The sequence below is a fragment of the Streptomyces sp. NPDC059740 genome, assembly GCF_042733155.1.
Lineage (GTDB): Bacteria > Actinomycetota > Actinomycetes > Streptomycetales > Streptomycetaceae > Streptomyces.
The window spans coordinates 150,645-170,744 of record NZ_JBHWGP010000011.1; the positions used below are offsets into that span (position 1 = coordinate 150,645).

General features: G+C 73.6%; 18 protein-coding genes and 1 tRNA gene. 11 read left to right on the forward strand and 8 right to left on the reverse strand.

Annotated features, from left to right (window positions below; translation table 11 throughout):
* Positions 1-89: 89 nt before the first annotated feature.
* Together ACFV3R_RS16100 and ACFV3R_RS16105 are read right to left on the reverse strand one after the other, a co-directional pair.
* On the reverse strand, positions 90-1,535 hold the full coding sequence (locus ACFV3R_RS16100) for a P1 family peptidase (RefSeq protein ID WP_385582036.1): 1,446 nt from the start codon (positions 1,533-1,535) through the stop codon (positions 90-92).
* Positions 1,536-1,664: 129 nt separating this feature from the next.
* Positions 1,665-2,501 carry a L,D-transpeptidase family protein gene (locus ACFV3R_RS16105; RefSeq protein WP_385582039.1) on the reverse strand — a complete coding sequence of 279 codons (837 nt, stop codon included), beginning with the start codon at positions 2,499-2,501 and terminating at the stop codon, positions 1,665-1,667.
* A gap of 649 nt (positions 2,502-3,150) precedes the next feature.
* Here ACFV3R_RS16105 and ACFV3R_RS16110 point away from each other — a divergent pair.
* From ACFV3R_RS16110 to ACFV3R_RS16120, 3 genes are all read left to right on the forward strand, one after another.
* The gene (locus tag ACFV3R_RS16110) at positions 3,151-4,398 is read left to right on the forward strand and encodes an amidohydrolase (RefSeq protein WP_385582043.1); all 1,248 of its coding nucleotides are present in this window, start codon (positions 3,151-3,153) and stop codon (positions 4,396-4,398) included.
* Between the two features lie 294 nt (positions 4,399-4,692).
* Positions 4,693-5,127 (forward strand): AMP-binding protein, encoded by a 435-nt coding sequence (locus tag ACFV3R_RS16115; protein WP_385582046.1) that lies wholly within the window; start codon positions 4,693-4,695, stop codon positions 5,125-5,127.
* A gap of 63 nt (positions 5,128-5,190) precedes the next feature.
* Entirely contained in the window at positions 5,191-5,418 is a 228-nt protein-coding gene (locus ACFV3R_RS16120) for a hypothetical protein (RefSeq protein ID WP_385582049.1), read from the forward strand.
* A 44-nt stretch (positions 5,419-5,462) separates the two neighbouring features.
* On the opposite strand, the gene mscL is transcribed toward ACFV3R_RS16120, so the two are convergent.
* The 4 genes from mscL to ACFV3R_RS16140 form a co-directional block, all read right to left on the reverse strand.
* Positions 5,463-6,005, reverse strand: coding sequence for a large conductance mechanosensitive channel protein MscL (gene mscL / locus ACFV3R_RS16125; RefSeq protein WP_385582052.1), 543 nt, complete (start codon positions 6,003-6,005; stop codon positions 5,463-5,465).
* Positions 6,006-6,823: 818 nt separating this feature from the next.
* Positions 6,824-7,657, reverse strand: a complete 834-nt coding sequence (locus ACFV3R_RS16130; RefSeq protein ID WP_385582053.1) for an S-methyl-5'-thioadenosine phosphorylase — start codon at positions 7,655-7,657, stop codon at positions 6,824-6,826.
* Positions 7,658-7,907: 250 nt separating this feature from the next.
* Positions 7,908-8,279 carry an FmdB family zinc ribbon protein gene (locus ACFV3R_RS16135; RefSeq protein ID WP_385582057.1) on the reverse strand — a complete coding sequence of 124 codons (372 nt, stop codon included), beginning with the start codon at positions 8,277-8,279 and terminating at the stop codon, positions 7,908-7,910.
* A 211-nt stretch (positions 8,280-8,490) separates the two neighbouring features.
* On the reverse strand, positions 8,491-10,170 hold the full coding sequence (locus tag ACFV3R_RS16140; RefSeq protein WP_385582060.1) for a potassium/proton antiporter: 1,680 nt from the start codon (positions 10,168-10,170) through the stop codon (positions 8,491-8,493).
* A 275-nt stretch (positions 10,171-10,445) separates the two neighbouring features.
* Between ACFV3R_RS16140 and ACFV3R_RS16145 the strand changes: the two genes are divergently transcribed.
* Positions 10,446-13,166: a penicillin acylase family protein gene (locus ACFV3R_RS16145; protein WP_385582063.1), complete on the forward strand. Its 2,721-nt coding sequence runs from the start codon at positions 10,446-10,448 to the stop codon at positions 13,164-13,166.
* 111 nt (positions 13,167-13,277) lie between these two features.
* On the opposite strand, the gene ACFV3R_RS16150 is transcribed toward ACFV3R_RS16145, so the two are convergent.
* A complete protein-coding gene (locus tag ACFV3R_RS16150) occupies positions 13,278-13,874 on the reverse strand; it encodes a 5-formyltetrahydrofolate cyclo-ligase (protein WP_385582065.1) in 597 nt (198 codons plus the stop codon).
* A gap of 82 nt (positions 13,875-13,956) precedes the next feature.
* Here ACFV3R_RS16150 and galU point away from each other — a divergent pair, with 82 nt between their 5' ends.
* The 7 genes from galU (at position 13,957) to ACFV3R_RS16185 (ending at position 19,642) form a co-directional block, all read left to right on the forward strand.
* The gene (gene galU, locus ACFV3R_RS16155) at positions 13,957-14,859 is read left to right on the forward strand and encodes a UTP--glucose-1-phosphate uridylyltransferase GalU (RefSeq protein WP_385582068.1); all 903 of its coding nucleotides are present in this window, start codon (positions 13,957-13,959) and stop codon (positions 14,857-14,859) included.
* 191 nt (positions 14,860-15,050) lie between these two features.
* The gene (gene glp, locus ACFV3R_RS16160) at positions 15,051-16,379 is read left to right on the forward strand and encodes a gephyrin-like molybdotransferase Glp (protein ID WP_385582071.1); all 1,329 of its coding nucleotides are present in this window, start codon (positions 15,051-15,053) and stop codon (positions 16,377-16,379) included.
* A gap of 154 nt (positions 16,380-16,533) precedes the next feature.
* Complete coding sequence (moaC, locus tag ACFV3R_RS16165) at positions 16,534-17,037, forward strand: cyclic pyranopterin monophosphate synthase MoaC (RefSeq protein WP_385582074.1); 504 nt, start codon at positions 16,534-16,536, stop codon at positions 17,035-17,037.
* Entirely contained in the window at positions 17,034-17,654 is a 621-nt protein-coding gene (locus ACFV3R_RS16170; protein WP_385582077.1) for a molybdenum cofactor biosynthesis protein B, read from the forward strand. Before moaC ends, ACFV3R_RS16170 begins: the two co-directional genes overlap by 4 nt.
* Positions 17,651-18,274, forward strand: a complete 624-nt coding sequence (locus ACFV3R_RS16175) for a GNAT family N-acetyltransferase (RefSeq protein ID WP_385582267.1) — start codon at positions 17,651-17,653, stop codon at positions 18,272-18,274. The genes ACFV3R_RS16170 and ACFV3R_RS16175 overlap by 4 nt, the downstream gene beginning before the upstream one ends.
* 151 nt (positions 18,275-18,425) lie before the next feature.
* Positions 18,426-19,493 (forward strand): gephyrin-like molybdotransferase receptor GlpR, encoded by a 1,068-nt coding sequence (gene glpR, locus ACFV3R_RS16180; protein WP_385582079.1) that lies wholly within the window; start codon positions 18,426-18,428, stop codon positions 19,491-19,493.
* A 76-nt stretch (positions 19,494-19,569) separates the two neighbouring features.
* Positions 19,570-19,642 (forward strand) — tRNA-Ala (locus ACFV3R_RS16185).
* An 84-nt stretch (positions 19,643-19,726) separates the two neighbouring features.
* Here the strand turns inward: ACFV3R_RS16185 and ACFV3R_RS16190 are convergent.
* Positions 19,727-19,840 (reverse strand): integrase, encoded by a 114-nt coding sequence (locus ACFV3R_RS16190; protein WP_385582082.1) that lies wholly within the window; start codon positions 19,838-19,840, stop codon positions 19,727-19,729.
* Between the last annotated feature and the right edge of the window lie 260 nt (positions 19,841-20,100).

The window sequence follows — 20,100 nt, forward strand, 5'->3', positions numbered from 1 at the left end:
TCAGCCAAGAGCCTGTCAGCCGGAGGCCCGTCAGCCGGGGGCCTGACATTCGGGGGCCTGTCAGTCCGGGGCCCGTCAGCCGGGGCCTCTCAGTCCGGGGCGTCGCCGGTGGGGGGCTCGTCGGCGGGCACGCCACCGTTGCGGCGTGTCCCGTAGAGGTCGCCGTAGAGGTCCTCGTAGGACGGGAAGACCCCGCCCGGCCCGTCGACGCCCCGCGCGGCGAGCAGGGCCTTGGCCACCGCCCGGCCCACGACCTCCGCGCCCGCCGCCAGGATGCCGTTGAGGGCCTGGACGGGGACCTGGAGAGCGGCTGCCGCGTCGCCTGGTCCACCTGGTGAGGAGGGGGCCGGCGGGCGTTGGGCGGTGGCGAGCGCGAAGACCGTGTCACCGTCCGTCAACAGGTGCACCGGGCGCAGGGCGCGGGCCAGACCGTCGTGGGCGGTCCCGGCCAACTTCTGGGCCTGGGCGCGCTGGAGGTCGGCGTCGGTCGCCACCACGACGAGCGTGGTGTTCAGGGGAGGCGCACCCAGGGACGCCACGCGGGCCGCCGACTCCTCCACGGCCGCCGCGAGCCGCCGCGCCGCCCCGGCGTGCAGGTCCGGGTCGGGGGAGACCGCCTCGTCGGCGTCCGGCGAGGCGTACAGGCGTCCGCTCTCCGGGGCGAAGGCCGAGCCGGAGGCGTTGACGGCGACGAGGGCCGCCACCGTCACGCCCGAGGGGAGGACGAGGCTGGCCGTGCCGATGCCGCCCTTCACACCGCCGGCCACCGCGCCCGAACCGGCCCCGACGTTCCCCTGGGGCACGAGGTGACCCGGCTGCCGGGCCGCGGCGGCCTCGACGGCCGCCCGCCCCAGCGAGGCGTCGGGGCGGGCCTTCCAGTCGCCGCCCCGCCCCAGGTCGAACAGGGCCGCGGCCGGAACGACCGGCACCACCTGCCAGGGGTGCGGCCCCACCCGTACCCCCCGGCCCTGTTCCTCCAGCCAGCCGGCGACCCCGGAGGCGGCGTCCAGGCCGAAGGCGCTGCCACCGGTGAGCACGACGGCGTCCACGGCCGGCACCAGGTTGCGCGGGTCGAGGGCGTCGGTCTCCCGCGTCCCCGGGCCGCCCCCGCGCACGTCGACGGCGGCGGTGGCCCCGCCGTCCGGGGCCAGGACCACGGTGGTGCCGGTCAGGCGGCGCCCGTCCTGCCACTGGGCGTGGCCCACCCGCAGGCCCGCGACGTCGGTCAGCGCGTCGCGGGGGCCGGGGTGCGGGGCGGGCAGCGGGCCGGGGCCGGCGAGGCCCGCCGGTCCTGCCTCGGGCTCGGGGCCGTCGGAGGCGGAGGACGCGGAAGTGGTTGAGGATGCCGGGGCGGCGGAGGCGGAGGTCCGGTGCGGGGGCGTCGAGGCGAACACCCCGCCGGTGCCCGTGGGCCGGGGCTGCGCCCCGCGGGGTGTCGGAGCGTGCGCTTCTCCGGCAGCGCTCGGCGAGACGGCCGGGTCGGGAGAGGTGCGCGGGCCGGTCGGGTTCCGGGGGTCAGCGGGGTCCGTCGCCATGGGCAAGGAGTACCACGGGCTCGGCCCCGTCAGGAGGTCACCTGCGTACCGGGCCCGAGGCGCGGGAAGCGGGAGCGTGAGAGCGGGCGAGGCCGAGGCAGCGGTGGCAGGTGTGGGTCGCCGGGGTGGTCAGTGGCCGCGGGGACGCATGACGACGACGGGGTGCAGACGGGGATCGAGTGTCCGCAGCAGCTCGCGCATCGCGGGCTTCTTCAGGCTGACGCAGCCCTGGGTGGGGCCGTTGTGGTCGACGTGGAGCCAGACGCCGCCGCCCTTGGCGGCGCCCTGCGGGCGTCGGGGGTCCAGGGGGGAGCTGCCCGCCACGCGGTTGTAGTTGATGGCGATCACGTAGTTGAAGGCGTCGCCCAGCGGCTCGCCCTCCACGCCGTGTCCGTGCGCGACGAAGGCGTCGTTGCGGTCGTAGGGCAGCTTGGTGCCCGCCGGCGCGGCCAGCTTGCCGCCTGCGTCGGTGAGGGTGAAGACACCCTCCGGCGAGCGCAGGTCGCCGTAGTGGTGGTCCGTCGTCCAGCCGTGCGCCGCGTTGTGCGCCGGCCAGGCCGTGCCCGCCTGCCAGCGGCTGCTCCCCTTGGCCCGGGAGTAGAGGACCACCGTGGAGGTGGTGGAGTTGACGCCGTCCCCGGTGACCACGAGCACCTGACGGGAGACGGCGGGGATCTTCGCGCGGTCGGCGGTGGTCAGGCCCGGGATCTCCCCGGTGGCCTTGTCGTCCTCGCTCCGGGAGGAGGAGAGGTGCGGGCGGGCGGGGGCCGCGGCGTGCGCCTGGGAGGTGGGGGAGGCGGCGGTGGTGGGACGGTCCTTCGACGAGGACCTGGCGTGGTCCTCTCCCAGCGCCGGCCACGCCCACAGGGCCGTACCCACGACGGCTGCCACGGCGAAACCGCTCACGGCCTTGGTGCGGCGGCTCGTCTTCCTGCGCGCGCGGGGGGTGGCGTGGCGGGCGGCCATGTCGGAGAGGGCTCCTTGCTTCGGCGGGACACACAACGGATGCGCATATAGGGCAATCAGGCGGTAATTCGCACCCTACAGGGTCCGCAGTCGGGGCGAGGGAGCACCCCGGAGGTGGACAACGCCCGCACTGCGCACGGTGGGTGACGGTACGGGAGGCGGGTATGCCGCCTCCCACGGCCCCACCTCGGCACGAGTCGGCAGCCCGACCGGGCGCGCCCGACCCGTTTTCCCCCCTCCGGCGGCGGCCATACGTGGCGTGGACGGCGCGGGTGGCCCACCCTGCATCACCCGGCCTGCCGGACGCGGGCGAGAGGCCGCGTCGGACCCGGGCGACGGTGAAGAGTGTGCCAGTGCCGGGCGGGGGACGGTGCGGCGGTCTCGCCGGGTGGCCGCCTCGAACCGCGCGCACGGGGCACCTCCCACCGGCACGGGCTCGGGACCGCGGACGGCTCGGGCGGGACGAGGCCGGTCCGCGCGGGACCTGTTGCCGGCCCCCTGCCCGTGATCGAATGCCAACGACCAGCTCGCAGAGCCGGTCGGCGTCGCCCCGCCGAGTGCCGCCCCGGGACGACCCGCCACCGGGCGGGGCCCGGCACCCGGCCCGGCCGGCGGCGACGGCCGGGAGGAGAAGGAGGTTGCCGACCGCATGAACGCAGGCCCGCACAGGGAGGTCCTTGCCTCCCTCGACGCCCGTATGCCCGACCTCGAGAAGCTCTACGAGGACCTGCACCGCCACCCGGAACTCGCCTTCCAGGAGCACCGCACCGCCGCCGAGGCCGCGCGCCGCCTCCAGGCGTGCGGGTACCGGACCCACACGGGCATCGGCGGCACGGGGGTGGCCGGCGTACTGCGCAACGGGGACGGGCCCGTGGTGCTGCTGCGGGCCGACATGGACGCGCTGCCCGTGCCCGAGCGGACCGGGCTGCCGTACGCCTCGCAGACTTCCGGCGTCATGCACGCCTGCGGGCACGACGTGCACGTCAGCTGCCTGGTGGGCGCCGCCGAACTGCTCGCCGCCGGCCGCGAGCACTGGTCGGGGACGGTGGTCGCGCTGTTCCAGCCCGGCGAGGAGAAGGGGGCGGGCGCGCAGGCCATGGTCGACGACGGCCTCTACGACCGGGTGCCCAGGCCCGACGTGGTCCTCGCCCAGCACGTGGCCCCCTTCGGCGCGGGCCTCATCGCCTACTGCGACGGACCCTGCATGGCGGCCAGCGACAACCTGCGGATCACCTTCCACGGCAAGGGCGGACACGGCTCCCGGCCGGAGACGGCGGTCGACGCCGTCCTCATGGCCGCGGCGTTCGTCCAGCGCGTGCAGGGCGTGGTGGCGCGGGAGGTGGCGGCCAAGGACCAGGTGGTGGTGACCATCGGCTCCTTCCACGCCGGCGACGCACCCAACGTCATCCCGGACCACGCCACCGTCCAGCTCAGCATCCGCTCCTTCGACGAGAGGCTGCGGCAACGGGTGCTGGCGGCGGTCGACCGCGTGGCGCGGGCGGAGGCTGCGGCGTCCGGGGCCGACCAGGAGCCGGAGACGGAGGTACTGGACACCTTCCCCGTGACCGTCAACGACAGCCGCACCCTGACCGGGGTCAACCGGACCCTCCGCGAGGCCCTCGGGGAGCACCGGCTCTTCGCCTACGAGCCGGCGACCGGCAGCGAGGACGTCGGGGCGCTCGCCGCCGCAGCGCAGGCGCCGCTGTACTACTGGTGGCTCGGCGGGTGGGAGCCGGCGGCCTTCCGGAAGGCGTTCGAGGCGGGCACCCTGGCCCAGGACATCCCCTCCAACCACTCCTCCCGGTTCGCCCCCGTGGTCCAGCCGACCCTCACCACCGGGGTGCAGGCGCTCACCCTCGCCGCGCTGGACCGGCTGTCCGCGGGGCACGAGGCGTGACGCGCACCCTGCCGGGGTAGGCACGGGAGGGCGCCGCTGGAAGCCCCGTCCCCGTGCCAGGTGGGCGGCGCGCCCGGGCCATCGCCGGCAGGCGCCGGGCCCGGGGCCGTCCATCGTTCGTTCAGGGAACATTGACCTCGGGTGCGCAGGGTGGACGCCATGTCGCCCTCCCCCCGCTCCCTCCCCGCCCGGCCGGACCTGAAAGTGGTCATACCCGCCGGCTCCTCCTCCGTGACGTCCTCGCGCCGACGGCCGCGTCCGCCGGTGGCGTCCCCGGAAGCCGATCACCGGACGGTGCCCGACCCGGCCGACGACACCTTCTTCCACGCGTACCTTGTGGAGCAGGCCGGGCTGGCTGCGGCGGCTCTGCGGCGGCTGGGGGTGCGTCCGGGCGACGAGGTGGCCGTCCACCTGCCGCTCGTCCCGGAGGCCGTGGTCACCGCGCTGGCCTGCGTGCGTCTGGACGCCCGGCGGGTGAACTGGCCGGTGGAGATGTCGGCGCGGGACCTGGCGGACGCCGTGGCGGACACGGACGCTGCCGTGGTGATCACCGCGGACGCCGCCTACTGGGGGCACGCCGTGCAGCCGCTCAAGGCCGGTCTGGACCGTGCCCTGTCCGCCCGGGCCACCGCTGTCCGCTCCGTGCTCGTCGTCAGCCGTGCTCCGCGTCCCGTGCCCTGGACCCCGGGACGGGACATGTGGTGGCACGAGGCGCTCGCCGCCCGGTGACACCGCGGCCCGGCCCGTCCGGCGGGAGAGCCGCCCGCCGCGGCCCCGCCGTACGCTGGTGGGGTGCGTACGACACCCACGGACGGTTCGCCGTCCGACGAAGAGCAGGCCGTCGAGCAGCCGGCGGACGGCCGGGCAAAGAGGCCGGGCGCCTCGCTGGTCTTCGACGACCCGCTGGACCGCCCCTCCCGCGACGACACCGACCAGGGCTGGGGGGAACGCCCGGCGTCGGCCACGGGAGCCTCCGACCTCGCGCGGTTCCTGGACGAGAAGCCCCCGCACCACATCTGAGTCGCCGCGCCGCCCCCGCGGCGGGCCCGGCGGTGCGCCGGAGGTCAGTGACCTCGCGGCTGCCCGCCCACGGCGGCCTGCCGCTTCGACAGCGGGCCGGTGCTCTCCTCCTCGCGGAAGCCACGGGGGTCGGCCGCGGTGCGTCCCTCCTCGCGCTGGGCGAGGAGCAGGTCGCGGATCTCGGCCAGCAGCTCCACCTCGGTGGGTGCGAGCGGCGGCGGCACCAGGCCCTTCTTCGCCTCCTGGCGCTCCTTCCACTTGTTCATGGGAAGGATCATGAGGAAGTAGACGACCGCGGCGGTGATCAGGAAGGTCAGCGCGGCGGTGACGACCGAGCCCCACATGACGTGGACACCCTTGATCACCTCGCCGGCGGAGTTCTCGCGGCAGTCGCCGAGGCAGAACGAGTAGTCGTCCAGGTTCGTGGTGCCGATCGCGCCGATCAACGGGTTGATGAGGCCCTTGACGACGGCGTTGACGATGTTGGTGAACGCCGCACCGACAACGACCGCGACCGCGAGTTCGATCACGTTGCCGCGCATCAGGAATTCCTTGAATCCCGCCAGCACGCCCTTCTTCTCGGTCACCCGGAAGCCTCTTTCGTTGCTCTTCTGCTCGCTGCGGACACGACGCCTTCCCGGCATCGCGCCCTACGGTAACGGCGGTGGGCACGGTGAACCCGGACCACACCGCGCGTCCCCTCGGGCACGGACGGCGCGGTACCGGGCGCCTCAGCGCCGCCCGCACGCCGCAATGGCGGGGCGAGGGAGCGGGGACCGCGTCGTCCCACGGGGGGCACGTCCACGTCAGTGTCCTCGGCGACGCGGGCCGACGCCAAGCGCGTGTCACCGGGCCGGGCGACGGAAGGGCGACAGCGGCCGAGCCGGTGGGCGGAGCGAGGGCGCGTCCCGGTGGCCGTGGGACCTGCACCCCTGGGACGTCGGGGGCAGGGTCGCGTCCCCCGCCCGGCGGACCGGCCGCGAGGGGGCCGCGATCCTCGGACGTGGGGAACCTCACACCCGGCCGGAGAGGCCGCCGTGCACTCCGCGCCGGGGACGTGACGACGGAGAAGGGGAGGGGACGGGGAGGAGCGGAGGAGTACACGGCGGCACCGCCTTGAGGTGGGGAAGAGGTTCCGGCAGGCGGTCCGTCACCGGTCGCCCGCCGCGTGTCTCCCCAGACGATCCCGCAAGTCGTCCACCCGTGTGCGGCCCTGTGGACGGCAGCGCTGATGGGGACAACCTGTTCCCTCACACGAGCCACAGACAACAGAGGCGCCCCGGACAGCACACGGGTCACAGGCGGCAGGGGCCACGGGCAGCACTGGGCGGTGCAGGCAGCACAGGCGCCCCGGCGGCCTGGGACGTCCGGAGCGCCCGTCTCCCCGCGGACCCGCCGCTCCCGTTCAGGGCAGCGTGATGCCCAGGTCCAGCCCCTCGTGCGGCCGGGTGCACAGGCAGTCCCGGGCCGCGGCCCCGGGCAGAGCCGCCACCGCGTCGAACAGGACCTCCCGCAGCCGTCCGATGTTCTCCCCGAAGACGCGCAGCACCTCCTCGTGCGCCACGCCCTCACCCGTCTCCAGCCCGGCGTCGTGGTCGGTGACGAGGGTCAGCGAGGTGTAGCAGAGGGACAGTTCACGGGCGAGCACGGCCTCGGGGTGGCCCGTCATGCCCACCACGTCCCAGCCCTGTGCCGCATGCCAGCGGGACTCGGCGCGGGTGGAGAACCGGGGGCCCTCGACGACGACGAGGGTGCCGCCGTCCACCGCCTCCCAGCCCCGGCCGCGGGCCGCTCCGACGGCCGCCGCGCGCCCCACCGGGCAGTAGGGGTCGGCGAAAGTGGTGTGCACGACGTTCGGCAACGAGCCGTCGGCCAGGGGGATGCCGTCGAAGTAGGTCTGCACGCGCCCCTTGGTGCGGTCCACCAGCTGGTCAGGCACGAGGAGGGTGCCGGGCCCGTGCTCGGCGCGCAGCCCGCCCACCGCGCAGGGGCCCAGGACCTGCCGCACCCCCACGGAGCGCAGCGCCCACAGGTTGGCGCGGTAGTTGATCCGGTCGGGCGGCAGGTGGTGCCCGCGTCCGTGCCGCGGGACGAAGGCGACCCGCCGGCCCGCCACCTCCCCGAGGAAGAGGGAATCGCTGGGTTGTCCGTAGGGCGTCTCCACCGTGACCTCGGTCACGTCGTCGAGGAAGGAGTAGAACCCCGACCCGCCGATTACGCCGATCTCCGCGTCAGCCATGCGGCTCACCCTAACCAGCGAGGCCACCCGCCGGGCAGGCCCAGGACTTACCGGAAGGTGACGGACGCCCGGGCGGTGCCGCAGGCCGGCCGGTCACGGGCGCCGGACAGGGGCGCAGGCCCGCCGGCCACGGCCCGTGGCCCGGCCCGCCGCCCCGCCGCTGCGGGCCGCCGCAGGGCGCACACGCAACGGGACCCGCCCGGGCCAGGTGGTGGCGCCGGACGGGTCCCGGTGAGACGGAGGGCCGCTGTCAGGCGGCGGAGCTGCTCGTGGAGCTGGAGGAGCCCGTGGTGCTGGAGGTGGACTTGCTCTCCGAGCCGGAGGACTTCGAGGTGGAGCCCGCATCGCTCGACGAGGAGGTCGAGGAGCTGCTCGCAGCGGACGACCCGGCCGTGCTGGAGGAGCTGCCGGAGGTCGAGGAGCCGGCGGAGCTGCTGCTCGACGAGGAGCGGCTGTCGTTGCGGTAGAAGCCCGAGCCCTTGAAGACGATGCCGACCGCCGAGAAGACCTTCTTCAGGCGCCCCTGGCAGCTCGGGCACTCGGTCAACGAGTCGTCGGTGAACTTCTGGACGGCCTCAAGGCCTTCACCGCACTCGGTGCACTGGTACTGGTACGTCGGCACTGTCTTCCTCCTGGCACTCTCACTCGATGAGTGCTAACGACGCTCCATAGTGCAGTATTCCGGCGCGCGCGTCCACTGCGACGGGCCCACGGGTGACCGACTCCACGCCCGGACGGCCGCGGTCCGCCCCGCCTCCCGGCCTCCGGCGGCCGGTGGGCCCGCGGCGCCGCAGAGCCACCTGCGCGCCCCTCGTCCGGCCGCCCTCGCCGTGTCAGCCGGCACCCCGCCGGGGCCGCCTGCCCGCGCCCGCCACCTGGCCGCCGGCCCTCCCCGGCTGGTCGTCGGCGCCGAGCCAGCCCGCGAGCTTGCCGCCCTGCGAGACCGCCTGGAGCCGTCCTTCCGCCGCGTCGCGGACCTGGTCGGTGGCGACCACCAGGAGTTCGTCGCCGCGCCGCAGGATGTCGGTCGGGCCGGGCACGAAGCTGCGGTCGTCGCGCACCACCAGGGTGACCGCCGACCCCGGCGGCAACCGCAGTTCGCCCACCTCCACGCCGTGCATCCGCGACTTCTCGCCGATCGTGGTGGACAGCAGGTGGCCGCGGAGCCGCTCCAGCGGGGCCGACTCGATGCCGAGGTCGGCGGACTTCTCGGTCGTCACCCGCAGCCGCTTGGCCAGCCACGGCAGAGTGGGCCCCTGGATCAGCGTGTAGACCACGACCAGGACGAAGACGATGTTGAAGACGTGGTCGCTGCCGGGCAGGCCGGCCACCATCGGGATGGTCGCCAGGACGATCGGCACGGCCCCGCGCAGCCCCGCCCAGGACAGCAGGGTCTGCTCCCGCCACGGCGTCCGGAACGGCAGGAGCGCCACCAGCACCGAGGCGGGCCGGGCGACCAGCGTCAGCACCAGGCCGATGACCAGCGCCGGCACTGTGTCGTCCACCAGCTTGTGCGGCGTGACGAGCAGGCCGAGCAGGACGAACATGCCGATCTGGCCGAGCCAGCCGATGCCCTCGGCGAAACCCCGGGTCGCCGGGGCGTGCGGCAGCCGGGCGTTGCCGAGGATCATCGCCGCTAGGTAGACCGCGAGGAAGCCCGAGCCGTGGGCGAGCGCCGAGGTCGCGTACGCGCAGACGGTCAGCGCCATGACCGCGATCGGGTAGAGGCCCGAGGCGGGCAGCGCCACGTGCCGCATCCCCCAGGCCCCGAGCCACCCGATGGCCAGGCCGACGGCCGCGCCGATCGCCAACTCCAGCAGGATCTCGCCGAGCAGCACGTACCAGTGCCCGATGGCGCCCGCCTGCGAGAAGGTGACGACCAGGATGACGACGGGGGCGTCGTTGAAGCCGGACTCGGCCTCCAGCACGCCGGTCAGACTCTTGGGCAGCGGGACGTTGCGCAGGACGGAGAAGACGGCGGCGGCGTCCGTCGAGGAGACCACCGCGCCGATCAGCAGGGCGTTCTTCCACTCCAGGCCGGCCAGCCAGTGGGCGCCGGCGGCGGTGACGCCGACGCTCACCGCGACACCCACCGTGGAGAGCGTCGCGGCCCGGGGCAGACTCGGCCGGATGTCCTTCCACTTCGTACCGAGCCCGCCCTCGGCGAGGATGACGACGAGGGCCGCGTACCCCAGGGTCTGGGTCAGTGCGGCGTTGTCGAACCGGACGCCGAGGGCGTCCTGGCCTATGACGACGCCGATGCCGAGGTAGATGAGCAGGGTGGGGAGCCCGCTGCGGGAGGAGAGCCGAACCGCCGCGACCGCGACCAGAAGGACGAGTGAGCAGAACAGCAGGACTTCGTTGAGGCGGTCGACAGTCAGGGGCGGGGCTCCTTCCCGGTGGTTCTCCGGCCGACGCCGAGGCGGTGCCCGGTCGACGGTCGCGTCGAAGTATGGGTCAGTTCGCGCCGGTTCGGGACGGCTCGCCCGGACGGTGCCGCACGCTCCCCCCATCCGCCGTACGGCGGGGCGCCGTTCACGGCTCCCTCGGCGCCCGGTGCGGGGGGACGCTCACCGCCGTCCGGACTCCCCGGCCGTCGGCGAGAGGTGCGCAGGACTCCCGCGGGAGCGTCCCCGGGCCGCACATTCTTACCGTAGCTAGTTACTGACTCTAACAATTTACCATCCCTTGACCGCGGCGGAGGCGAGGACCGGCACCGCGTAGGGGTCGCTCGGCGGCTACGCCTATGGTTGCTCCAGCACTCCCACCCTGCCCTCGAAGGACAGAGATGCCCGCCAACAAGACCGGCACCACCCGCAAGAAGAAGGGGCGCCGCGCCCGCCTCGTCGTGATCACGGTCGTGCTGCTCCTGGTGGCGGGCGTCGGCTACGGGTCGTACTGGGGTGTCAGTACCGTCAGGGGCTCGTTCCCGCAGACCACGGGCTCGTTGAAGCTCCCGGGGCTGAGCAGCCCCGTCGAGGTGCAGCGGGACGGCAACGGCATCCCGCAGGTCTACGCCGACACCGACGAGGACCTCTTCCGGGCGCAGGGCTACGTCCAGGCGCAGGACCGCTTCTGGGAGATGGACGTCCGCCGCCACATGACGGCCGGACGCCTCTCGGAGATGTTCGGCAAGAGCCAGGTCGACACCGACGCGTTCCTGCGCACCCTGGGCTGGCACCGCGTCGCGCAGCAGGAGTACGACACCAAGCTCTCGGCCGCGACCAAGAGCTACCTGCGCTCCTACTCCGCCGGCGTCAACGCCTACCTGAAGGAGCACCAGGGCTCGGCCATCTCGCTGGAGTACGCCGAACTGGGCCTGTCCAACGACTACAAGCCGCAGAAGTGGACGCCGGTGGACTCGGTGGCCTGGCTCAAGGCCATGGCCTGGGACCTGCGCGGCAACATGCAGGACGAGATCGACCGGGCCCTGATGTCCAGCCGCTTCACCGCCAAGCAGATCGACCAGCTCTACCCCGACTACCCCTACAGCCGCCACAAGCCGATCGTCCAGAACGGCGCGGTCGACCCCGTCACCAAGGACTTCGACCCCAAGGCCGAGGCCGGACAGGGCACGCAGGGCGGCACCGGAACCGTCACCGAGGCGGCGCAGGGCCTGACGACCCAGCTCGCCTCCCTCTCCGGCACCCTCGACAAGGTGCCGGCGCTGCTCGGCCCGAGCGGCAACGGCATCGGCTCCAACTCCTGGGTGGTGTCCGGGAAGTACACCACCACCGGCAAGCCGCTGCTGGCCAACGACCCGCACCTGGCCCCGCAGCAGCCCTCGCTCTGGTACCAGATGGGCCTGCACTGCCGCACCCTGTCGGACAAGTGCCGCACCGACGCCTCCGGTTACACCTTCTCCGGCATGCCCGGCGTGATCATCGGCCACAACCAGGACATCTCCTGGGGCATGACCAACCTCGGTGCCGACGTCTCCGACCTCTACCTGGAGAAGATCACCGAGGACGGCTACCTGGAGGACGGCAAGCAGAAGGCGTTCACCACCCGCAAGGAGACCATCAAGGTCGCCGGCGGGCCCAGCCGCCACATCACCGTCCGCTCCACCGACAACGGGCCCATAGTCTCCGACCGCGACAGCGAGCTCGCCGACGTCGGCAGGAGCGCACCGGTCGGCAACTCCGCCCCGGACCGCGGTGACGGCTACGCCATCTCCCTGAAGTGGACGGCGCTGAGGCCGGGCAAGTCGATGGACGCCGTCTTCGCGCTGGACCGGGCCAAGGACTTCGACCAGTTCCGCGCCGCGGCCCGCGACTTCGAGGTCCCCTCCCAGAACCTCATCTACGCCGACACCAAGGGCAACATCGGCTACCAGGCCCCCGGCCGCATCCCGGTCAGGGCCGAGGGGGACGACGGCCGCTACCCGGTCCCGGGCTGGGACTCGCGGTACAAGTGGAAGAGGTGGATCCCGCAGAACGCGCTGCCGTGGGAGGAGAACCCCGAGCGCGGCTACATCGTCACCGCCAACCAGGCCGTGGTCGACCAGAGCAAGTACCCCTACCTGCTCACCGAGGACTGGGGCTACGGCACCCGCAGCCAGCGCATCACCGACCTCATCCAGTCCAAGATCTCCGGTGGCGGCAAGATCTCCATGGACGACATGCAGACCATGCAGCTGGACAGCAGCAGCGAGATCGCCAAGCTGCTGACGCCGTACCTGCTGAAGATCGACGTCAAGGACCCCTACGTCCGCGAGGCGCAGCGACTGCTGGAGGGCTGGGACTACACCCAGGACGCCGACTCGGCCGCCGCCGCCTACTTCAACGCCGTCTGGCGCAACGTCCTCAAGCTGGCCTTCGGCAACAAGATGCCCAAGGAACTGCGGGTGGAGGGCCAGTGCCTGTACGTGCGGCCCGCCAACGACACCGGCCCCGCGGACGAGAACAAGCTGGTACGCGAGTGCGGTGAGCGCGCCCCGGACTCGGCCCAGCCCGACGGCGGCGACCGCTGGTTCGAGGTGGTCCGCAACCTGCTGAAGGACCCGCACAGCTCCTGGTGGCACACCGAGAGCGCGGGCAGGACCGTCGACGAGAACCGCGACCAGCTCCTGGCCCACGCGCTGCACGACGCCCGCTACGAGCTGACCGCCAAGCTCGGCAAGAACATCGACACCTGGAACTGGGGCCGTCTGCACCAGCTGACGCTGAAGAACCAGACGCTCGGCACCGACGGCCCGGGCCTGCTCCAGGGGCTGTACAACCGGGGCCCGTACAACCTGGGCGGCGGCGAGGCCGCGGTGGACGCCACCGGCTGGAACGCGGCGGGCGGCTACCAGGTGGTGTGGGTGCCCTCGATGCGGATGGTCGTCAACCTGGCCGACTTCGACAAGTCCCGGTGGATCAACCTCACCGGCGCCTCGGGCCACGCCTTCGACGCGCACTACGACGACCAGACGGAGAAGTGGGCCAAGGGCGAGCTGCTGCCCTGGGCGTTCGGCGAGAGCGCGGTCAAGAAGGCCACCAAGAACACGCTCACGCTCTCTCCCTGACCCGTCCCGCGCGCGCACCGCGCCCGCGACGAAGGCCGGCCCCGGCCGCGGAGGTTCCCCCTCCGCGGCCGGGGCCGGCCGCGTGTCCCCCCGCCGCGCTGTCCGTTCGCCTCAGAGCGCCGGGAAACGGGTGGTCCCGCTCGGCGTCACCACGGCGTGCACCGCCCGGTCGTGCGGCTCGGCGGGGACCTGGGCCAGCACCTCGCCGTCGTACAGCAGTACCACCAGCGCCGCCCGGCTCCCCGCCCGCGTGAGGCGCTCCAGCACCCGGTCGTAGGAACCGCCGCCGCGGCCCAGCCGCAGCCCGCGCCGGTCCACGGCGAGCCCCGGCAGCAGCACCGCGTCCGCCGCCAGGACCGCCTCCGGGCCCAGCCGCGGGCCGTCCGGTTCGAGGAGGCCGCGGCCGGCCGGCACCAGGTGGTCCCGGCCCTCGTAGGCGGCCCAGTCCAGGTCGTCGTCGGGGAGCAGCACGGGCAGCAGCACCCGCACGCCGCGCTCCCGCAGGCCCTCCAGCACCTCGCGGGTGGAGGGCTCCCGGCCGACCGACACGTACGCGGCGACGGTGTGCGCCCCCGTCAACTCCGGCAGCTGAAGGGCATGACGGGCCAGGGCGTGGCCGTTCACCGGAACGTCGCCTTCCGGCAACGCGGCCCTCGTCCGGAGGAGGTCCCGGCGCAACCTGCTCTTGTCAGTTTTCTCCGAAGCCATCGCGGTCCGCCTCACATCTCTCACAGCCACCGTTAAGCGGAGTCACACAATTCGCTCAAAGTGTGCGGTTATCGTTCTCCGCATGACTCAATCACGTCCTCGGATCACCAAGGCTGTCGTCCCGGCCGCCGGCCTCGGCACCCGCTTTCTCCCCGCCACGAAGGCCACGCCGAAGGAGATGCTGCCGGTCGTCGACAAGCCCGCCATCCAGTACGTGGTGGAGGAGGCCGTCGCCGCGGGGCTGTCCGACGTGCTGATGGTCACCGGCCGCAACAAGCGCCCGCTCGAAGACCACTTCGACCGCAACTACGAGCTGGAGGAGGCCCTCCAGCGCAAGGGCGACAAGGACCGCCTGGCCCGGGTGCAGGAGTCCAGCGACCTCGCCACGATGCACTACGTCCGGCAGGGCGCCCCGCGCGGCCTCGGCCACGCCGTGCTCTGCGCGGCCCCGCACGTCGGCGACCAGCCCTTCGCCGTCCTGCTCGGCGACGACCTCATCGACCCCCGCGACCCCTTGCTGCAACGCATGGTGGAGGTTCAGGAGACCTACGGCGGCTCGGTGGTGGCGCTGATGGAGGTCGACCCGGCCGCCATCCACCTCTACGGCTGCGCCGCTGCGACCCCGACCGGTGACGACGACGTGGTGGTGGTCTCCGACCTGGTGGAGAAGCCGTCGGCCGAGGCCGCGCCCAGCAACCTCGCCATCATCGGGCGGTACGTGCTCGACCCCGCCGTCTTCGAGGTGCTGCGCAAGACCGAACCGGGACGCGGCGACGAGATCCAGCTCACCGACGCACTCCAGGTCCTCGCCGCCGACCCCGCCCTCGGCGGCCCGGTGCACGGCGTGGTGTTCAAGGGGCGCCGCTACGACACCGGCGACCGGGCCGACTACCTGCGCGCCATCGTCCGGCTGGCGTGCGAGCGCGAGGACCTCGGCCCGGACTTCCGCAGCTGGCTGCGGAGTTACGTCGCCGAGGAGATCTGAGGGCTTCTCGTCCGGACCACGCCGGTCCCGCGGCGGGCGGGTGCGTCCCTGTGCGGTGCCGACGCCGGTCGCCTACGCTCCGCGTGGGCCCTCCCCGGCCGCCGGCCGGGGGGCGCCCAGGCTCCGCTCCGCGAAGCCACGCCCCGGCCCCGCTTCTCGATCCGCCCAGGTCCGAAAGAAAGGCCCCAGCAGTGACGTCCACCACCGACCGGACCCCACCCGCCACCGACCACGTCTGGTCGGTGGCCGAGCACCTTGAGGACGTCCTCGGTCGCATCCGGCCACTGGAACCCATCGAACTGCCGCTGCTGGACGCGCAGGGATGCGTGCTCGTCGACGCCGTCCCGGTCCCCGCAGCGCTCCCGCCGTTCGACAACAGCTCGATGGACGGCTACGCGGTGCGGGTGGCGGACGTGGCCGCCGCCGGCCAGGAGTACCCGGCGGTGCTCACCGTCGTCGGCGACGTCGCCGCGGGCAGCGCCGACCTGCCCGTCGTCGGCCCCGGGCAGGCGGCGCGCATCATGACGGGCGCGCCGCTGCCGCCGGGCGCCGAAGCGGTGGTCCCGGTGGAGTGGACCGACGGCGGCACGGGGCAGGGGCCCGCAGACGCCATGCGTGCGCACAGCGCCCACCCGGAGGGCTCCGGCGGCGAGGTGCGCGTACTGCGCCCGGTCACCGAACGCCTCCACGTGCGGGCCCGCGGCAGCGACGTCCGCGCCGGCGAACTGGCCCTGGAGGCCGGTACCCGCCTCGGGCCGCCGCAGATCGCGCTGCTCGCCGCCCTGGGCCTGGGCACCGTCCGGGTCCGGCCCCGGCCCCGCGTCGTCGTGATGTCCACCGGCAGCGAGCTGGTCCAGCCGGGCGAAGGGCTCGGCCCCGGCCAGATCCACGACTCCAACAGCTACCAGCTCACGGCGGCGGCCCGGGACGCCGGCGCCATCGCCTACCGGGTCGGCGCGGTGGCCGACGACGCGCACACCCTGCGCGCCGCGCTGGAGGACCAACTCGTACGGGCCGACGTCCTGGTCACCAGCGGCGGCGTCAGCGTCGGCGCCTACGACGTCGTCAAGGAGGCGCTCAGCGACCTCGGCGAGGACGACGAGGGCCTGTCCTGGGTCGACTTCCGGCGGCTGGCCATGCAGCCGGGCAAGCCGCAGGGCTTCGGCCTGGTGGGCCCCGACCGCACCCCGCTGCTCGCCCTCCCCGGCAACCCGGTGAGCGCCTACGTCTCCTTCGAGCTCTTCGTACGCCCCGTCATCCGCACACTCATGGGCCGCGAGGACGTCCACCGCCCGCGGGTCGCGGCCCGCTGCACCGAGGCGGTGCCCTCCTCGCCCGCCGGCAAGCGCCAGTTCCTGCGGGCCAGCTACGACGCCGAGGCGGGTACCGTCGCCCCGCTGGGGGGCTCGGGATCGCACCTGGTCGCGGCGCTCGCCCGCGCCGACGCGCTGATGGTCGTGGCCGAGGACGCCACGCAGGTCGCGGTGGGCGAGGAGGTCGAGGTCGTCCTGCTGGGGTGAGCGCGGACGTACCGCGGCGGTGGGCCGCAGACCCGCCGCAGCGGCCCGGGAGCCGGGCGGGCCGGGGCCGAGCGGGCCGGGTACTGCGGGGCCGTGGCCGGGTGCGGGTACGGTGTCGTCGCACACGGCGGTACGCGGAATGCCCGGGAGAACGATGAGCAGCGGTCAACAACACCTCACGCACCTCGACGAGGCGGGCGCGGCACACATGGTCGACGTCTCCGGCAAGGACGTCACCAGCCGCACGGCCCGCGCCACCGGCCGTGTCCTGGTGGCGCCCCGCGTGGTGCAACTCCTGCGCGGCGAGGGCGTGCCCAAGGGCGACGCCCTCGCGACCGCCCGCATCGCCGGGATCATGGGCGCCAAGCGCACCGCCGACCTCGTGCCGCTGTGCCACCCGCTCGCCCTGTCCAAGGTGAGCGTGGACCTCACGGTGGCCGACGAGGCCGTGGAGATCGCCGCCACGGTGCGCACCACCGACCGCACCGGCGTGGAGATGGAGGCCCTCACCGCGGTGACGGTGGCCGCGCTGACCCTCGTCGACATGGTCAAGGCGGTGGACAAGGGCGCCGTGATCTCCGAGGTCCGCGTAGAGGAGAAGACCGGCGGCGCCTCCGGTGACTGGCACCGCCCGGAACGGGAGAGGAGTGGCGCATGACCTCTCCCACTTCGCACGACCCGCTCTCCACAGCCCCCGACGCCGTCCCCGCCGCACCCTCCGGTGCCGCCCCGGAGGCCGCTCCCGTCGCGCCCGGGGCCGATCCCACCGGCCCCGGCACGCCCTACCGGGCCCTGGTGGTCACCGCCTCCAACCGGGCGGCGGCCGGGGTGTACGAGGACACCGGCGGCCCGCTGATCGTGGCGTGGCTGGCGGCCCTCGGCTTCCAGGTGGACGGGCCCCGGGTGGTCCCCGACGGCGAGCCGGTGGAGAGCGCGTTGCGCGCCGCCGTCACCGCCGGCCACGACGTGGTGGTCACCACCGGCGGCACCGGCATCTCGCCGACCGACCTCACCCCGGAGATGACCCGCCGGGTCCTGGACTACGAGGTCCCCGGCATCCCGGAGGCGATCCGTGCCGCCGGCCGCACGAAGGTCCCCACCGCGGCGCTCTCCCGCGGCCTGGCAGGGGTGGCCGGGCGGACCCTGGTGGTCAACCTGCCCGGTTCCGCCGGCGGGGTCCGCGACGGGCTGACGGTGCTCGAGGGCCTGCTCACCCACGCCGTCGACCAGCTGCGCGGCGGCGACCACGCCAGACCCGCCGGGGGCCCGCACTGAACGCGCCCTGGCCCGTCGTCCTGCGCGACGGGGACACCGCACTGCGGCCGATAAGGCTGCGGGACCAGCGCGCCTGGCGGGAGGTCAACCGCCGCAACCGCGACTGGCTCCGACCGTGGGAGGCGACCATCCCGCCGCCACCGCCCGGCGCCCTCCAGCCTGCCCGCCCGACCTACCGTCAGATGGTGCGCCACCTGCGGCGGGAGGCGCACGCGGGCCGGATGCTGCCGTTCGTGGTGGAGCACCGGGGGGCCCTGGTGGGCCAGTTGACGGTTGCCGGTATCACCTGGGGCTCGATGTGTTCCGCGCACATCGGGTACTGGGTGGACGAGGCCGTCGCGGGACGCGGTGTGATACCGACCGCTGTGGCGCTCGCGGTCGACCACTGTTTCCGCGGTGTGGGGCTGCACCGGATCGAGGTCTGCATTCGCCCGGAGAACGGGCCGAGCCGTCGCGTGGTGGAGAAGCTGGGCTTCCGCGAGGAGGGGCTGCGCCCCCGCTACCTGCACATCGACGGCGGCTGGCGGGACCACATGGTCTTCGCCCTCACGGTCGAGGAGGTGCCGGAGGGATTGCTGCACCGCTATCGGCGCTCACGGCCGGCGACACCAAGAAATTAAGAAATTTGTTCGAATGTCATTGCTGTATGTATGCGCACGCATACAGCGGAACTCAACAATCGCAAAAAAAGTTCGAGATATCAGTCGGCGCGAGCGACACACCGAGCCGATTGGCGGATAGCCTCCCCGAAACCCCTCTACGGTGTGAGACGTGAGCAGCAGCGGCCTCATCTACGCAGTCATCGTCGGGGCCTGGGCCGCCTACCTGGTGCCCATGTGGCTCCGGAGGCAGGACGAGCTCAACGAGGCCCGGCCGACGGAGCGCTTCAGCACCGCCATCCGGCTGCTGTCGGGGCGGGCGGCCATGGAACGCCGCTATGCCAAGGGGCAGGGCGGACGGGCGCTCGGCGATGACGCGGCAGATCCGGAAAGCCCGGACACCTCCGCCACCACGGTGGAGGCCGGGCCCCTGGCGCTACCCCGCGCCGGCCAGTCCCACGTCCCGGAGCCGCACGAGGCCGACCGTGCCGCGGCCCGTCCGGCCCCCCGGTCGACCGGCCCCAGGTCCCCGCTCGCCGAGCGCGCCGCCCGCGCCAAGGTCCTCGCCCGCCGGCGCCGCACCATCACCGTGCTCTTCCTGGTCTTCACCGCGGGAGCGGTCGTGGCGGGCGTCGGCGGCGTCACCTTCCTCTGGGCGCCCGCGGTGCCCGCGCTGCTGCTGAGCGCGTACATCGTCTACCTGCGCTCGCAGGAGCGCCGGCGCTTCGCCTTTGTGATGGACCAGCGGCAGGCCGAGGCGGCGGCCCGCCGGCTCCGGGAGAGCCGCCGCAGCTCCCGCCCCTCGGCGCCCGCCGCCGGCGCCGAGGAAGGCGCTGCCGACGCACGCGTGGACGCCCCCGCCGAGACCTCCCAGGGCCACTCGACGGGTACCGGCCGCAACCACCGCGCCGTGGTGGAGGAGACCGACCACGCCGAGTGGGTCGACCAGCAGCGCGCCTCCTCGCGTCCCGAGCCCGAGGGCTGGGACCCGGTGCCCGTCCCGCTGCCCACCTACGTGACGGCGCCGGTGGCCCCGCGCGCCACCGGCCACGTCGACCTGGACGCCGACGACGCCTGGAGCTCCGCCCGCTCCAGCGCCGCCGCCGACCCGACGCCCCGCCCCGCCCCGCGGCGCTCCCGGCACCGCACCCCGCTGTTCGACCAGTACGCCAACCCGGCGCGCGACCCCGGCGCCGACCCGGCCGAGGACCTGGACCGCCCCCGCGCCGCGAACGAGTGACCTTCCCTCCGCTGACCAGGAACGAAAGCGATTTTTGCCCACCCTCGCGGGGATGCTAGAGTTTCACTCGTCGCAAGGGCCTGTGGCGCAGCTGGTAGCGCACCTCGTTCGCAACGAGGGGGTCAGGGGTTCGAATCCCCTCAGGTCCACACAGCTCAGAACCCCCGCCGGTGATCACTGGCGGGGGTTCTTGCGTTGCGTACAGCAGCGAAGTACAGCAACCGCTGTGGCTCTCAGCCCTTCAGATGCTTGCCCAGCTTCCGCAGCGCCTTGCGGGTCGCCTCGGAGGGCACGTGCGTGTAGATCTCCATTGTCACGGCGATCTTGCTGTGTCGGAGGATCTGCATGGCGATGCGGGGATGGACGTCAAGGGCCGCCAGGAGCGAGCCGCAGGTGTGCCGTGTGTCGGCAGCACGAGCACGTAGGCCGGGTAGAGCGGATCACCGGTTACCCGAGCGGACTCCAAGAAGGTCCGTGCCTCTTCCACCGACCAGGGATGCGGCTTGGGCTTCCGAGCCGGCGGCACCTTGACCAGGCTTGCCACGTTCTTGGAGATCTCCTCTTCCCGCATGGCATTGCTGAGGGCGGAGCGGAGGACGGTACGGGC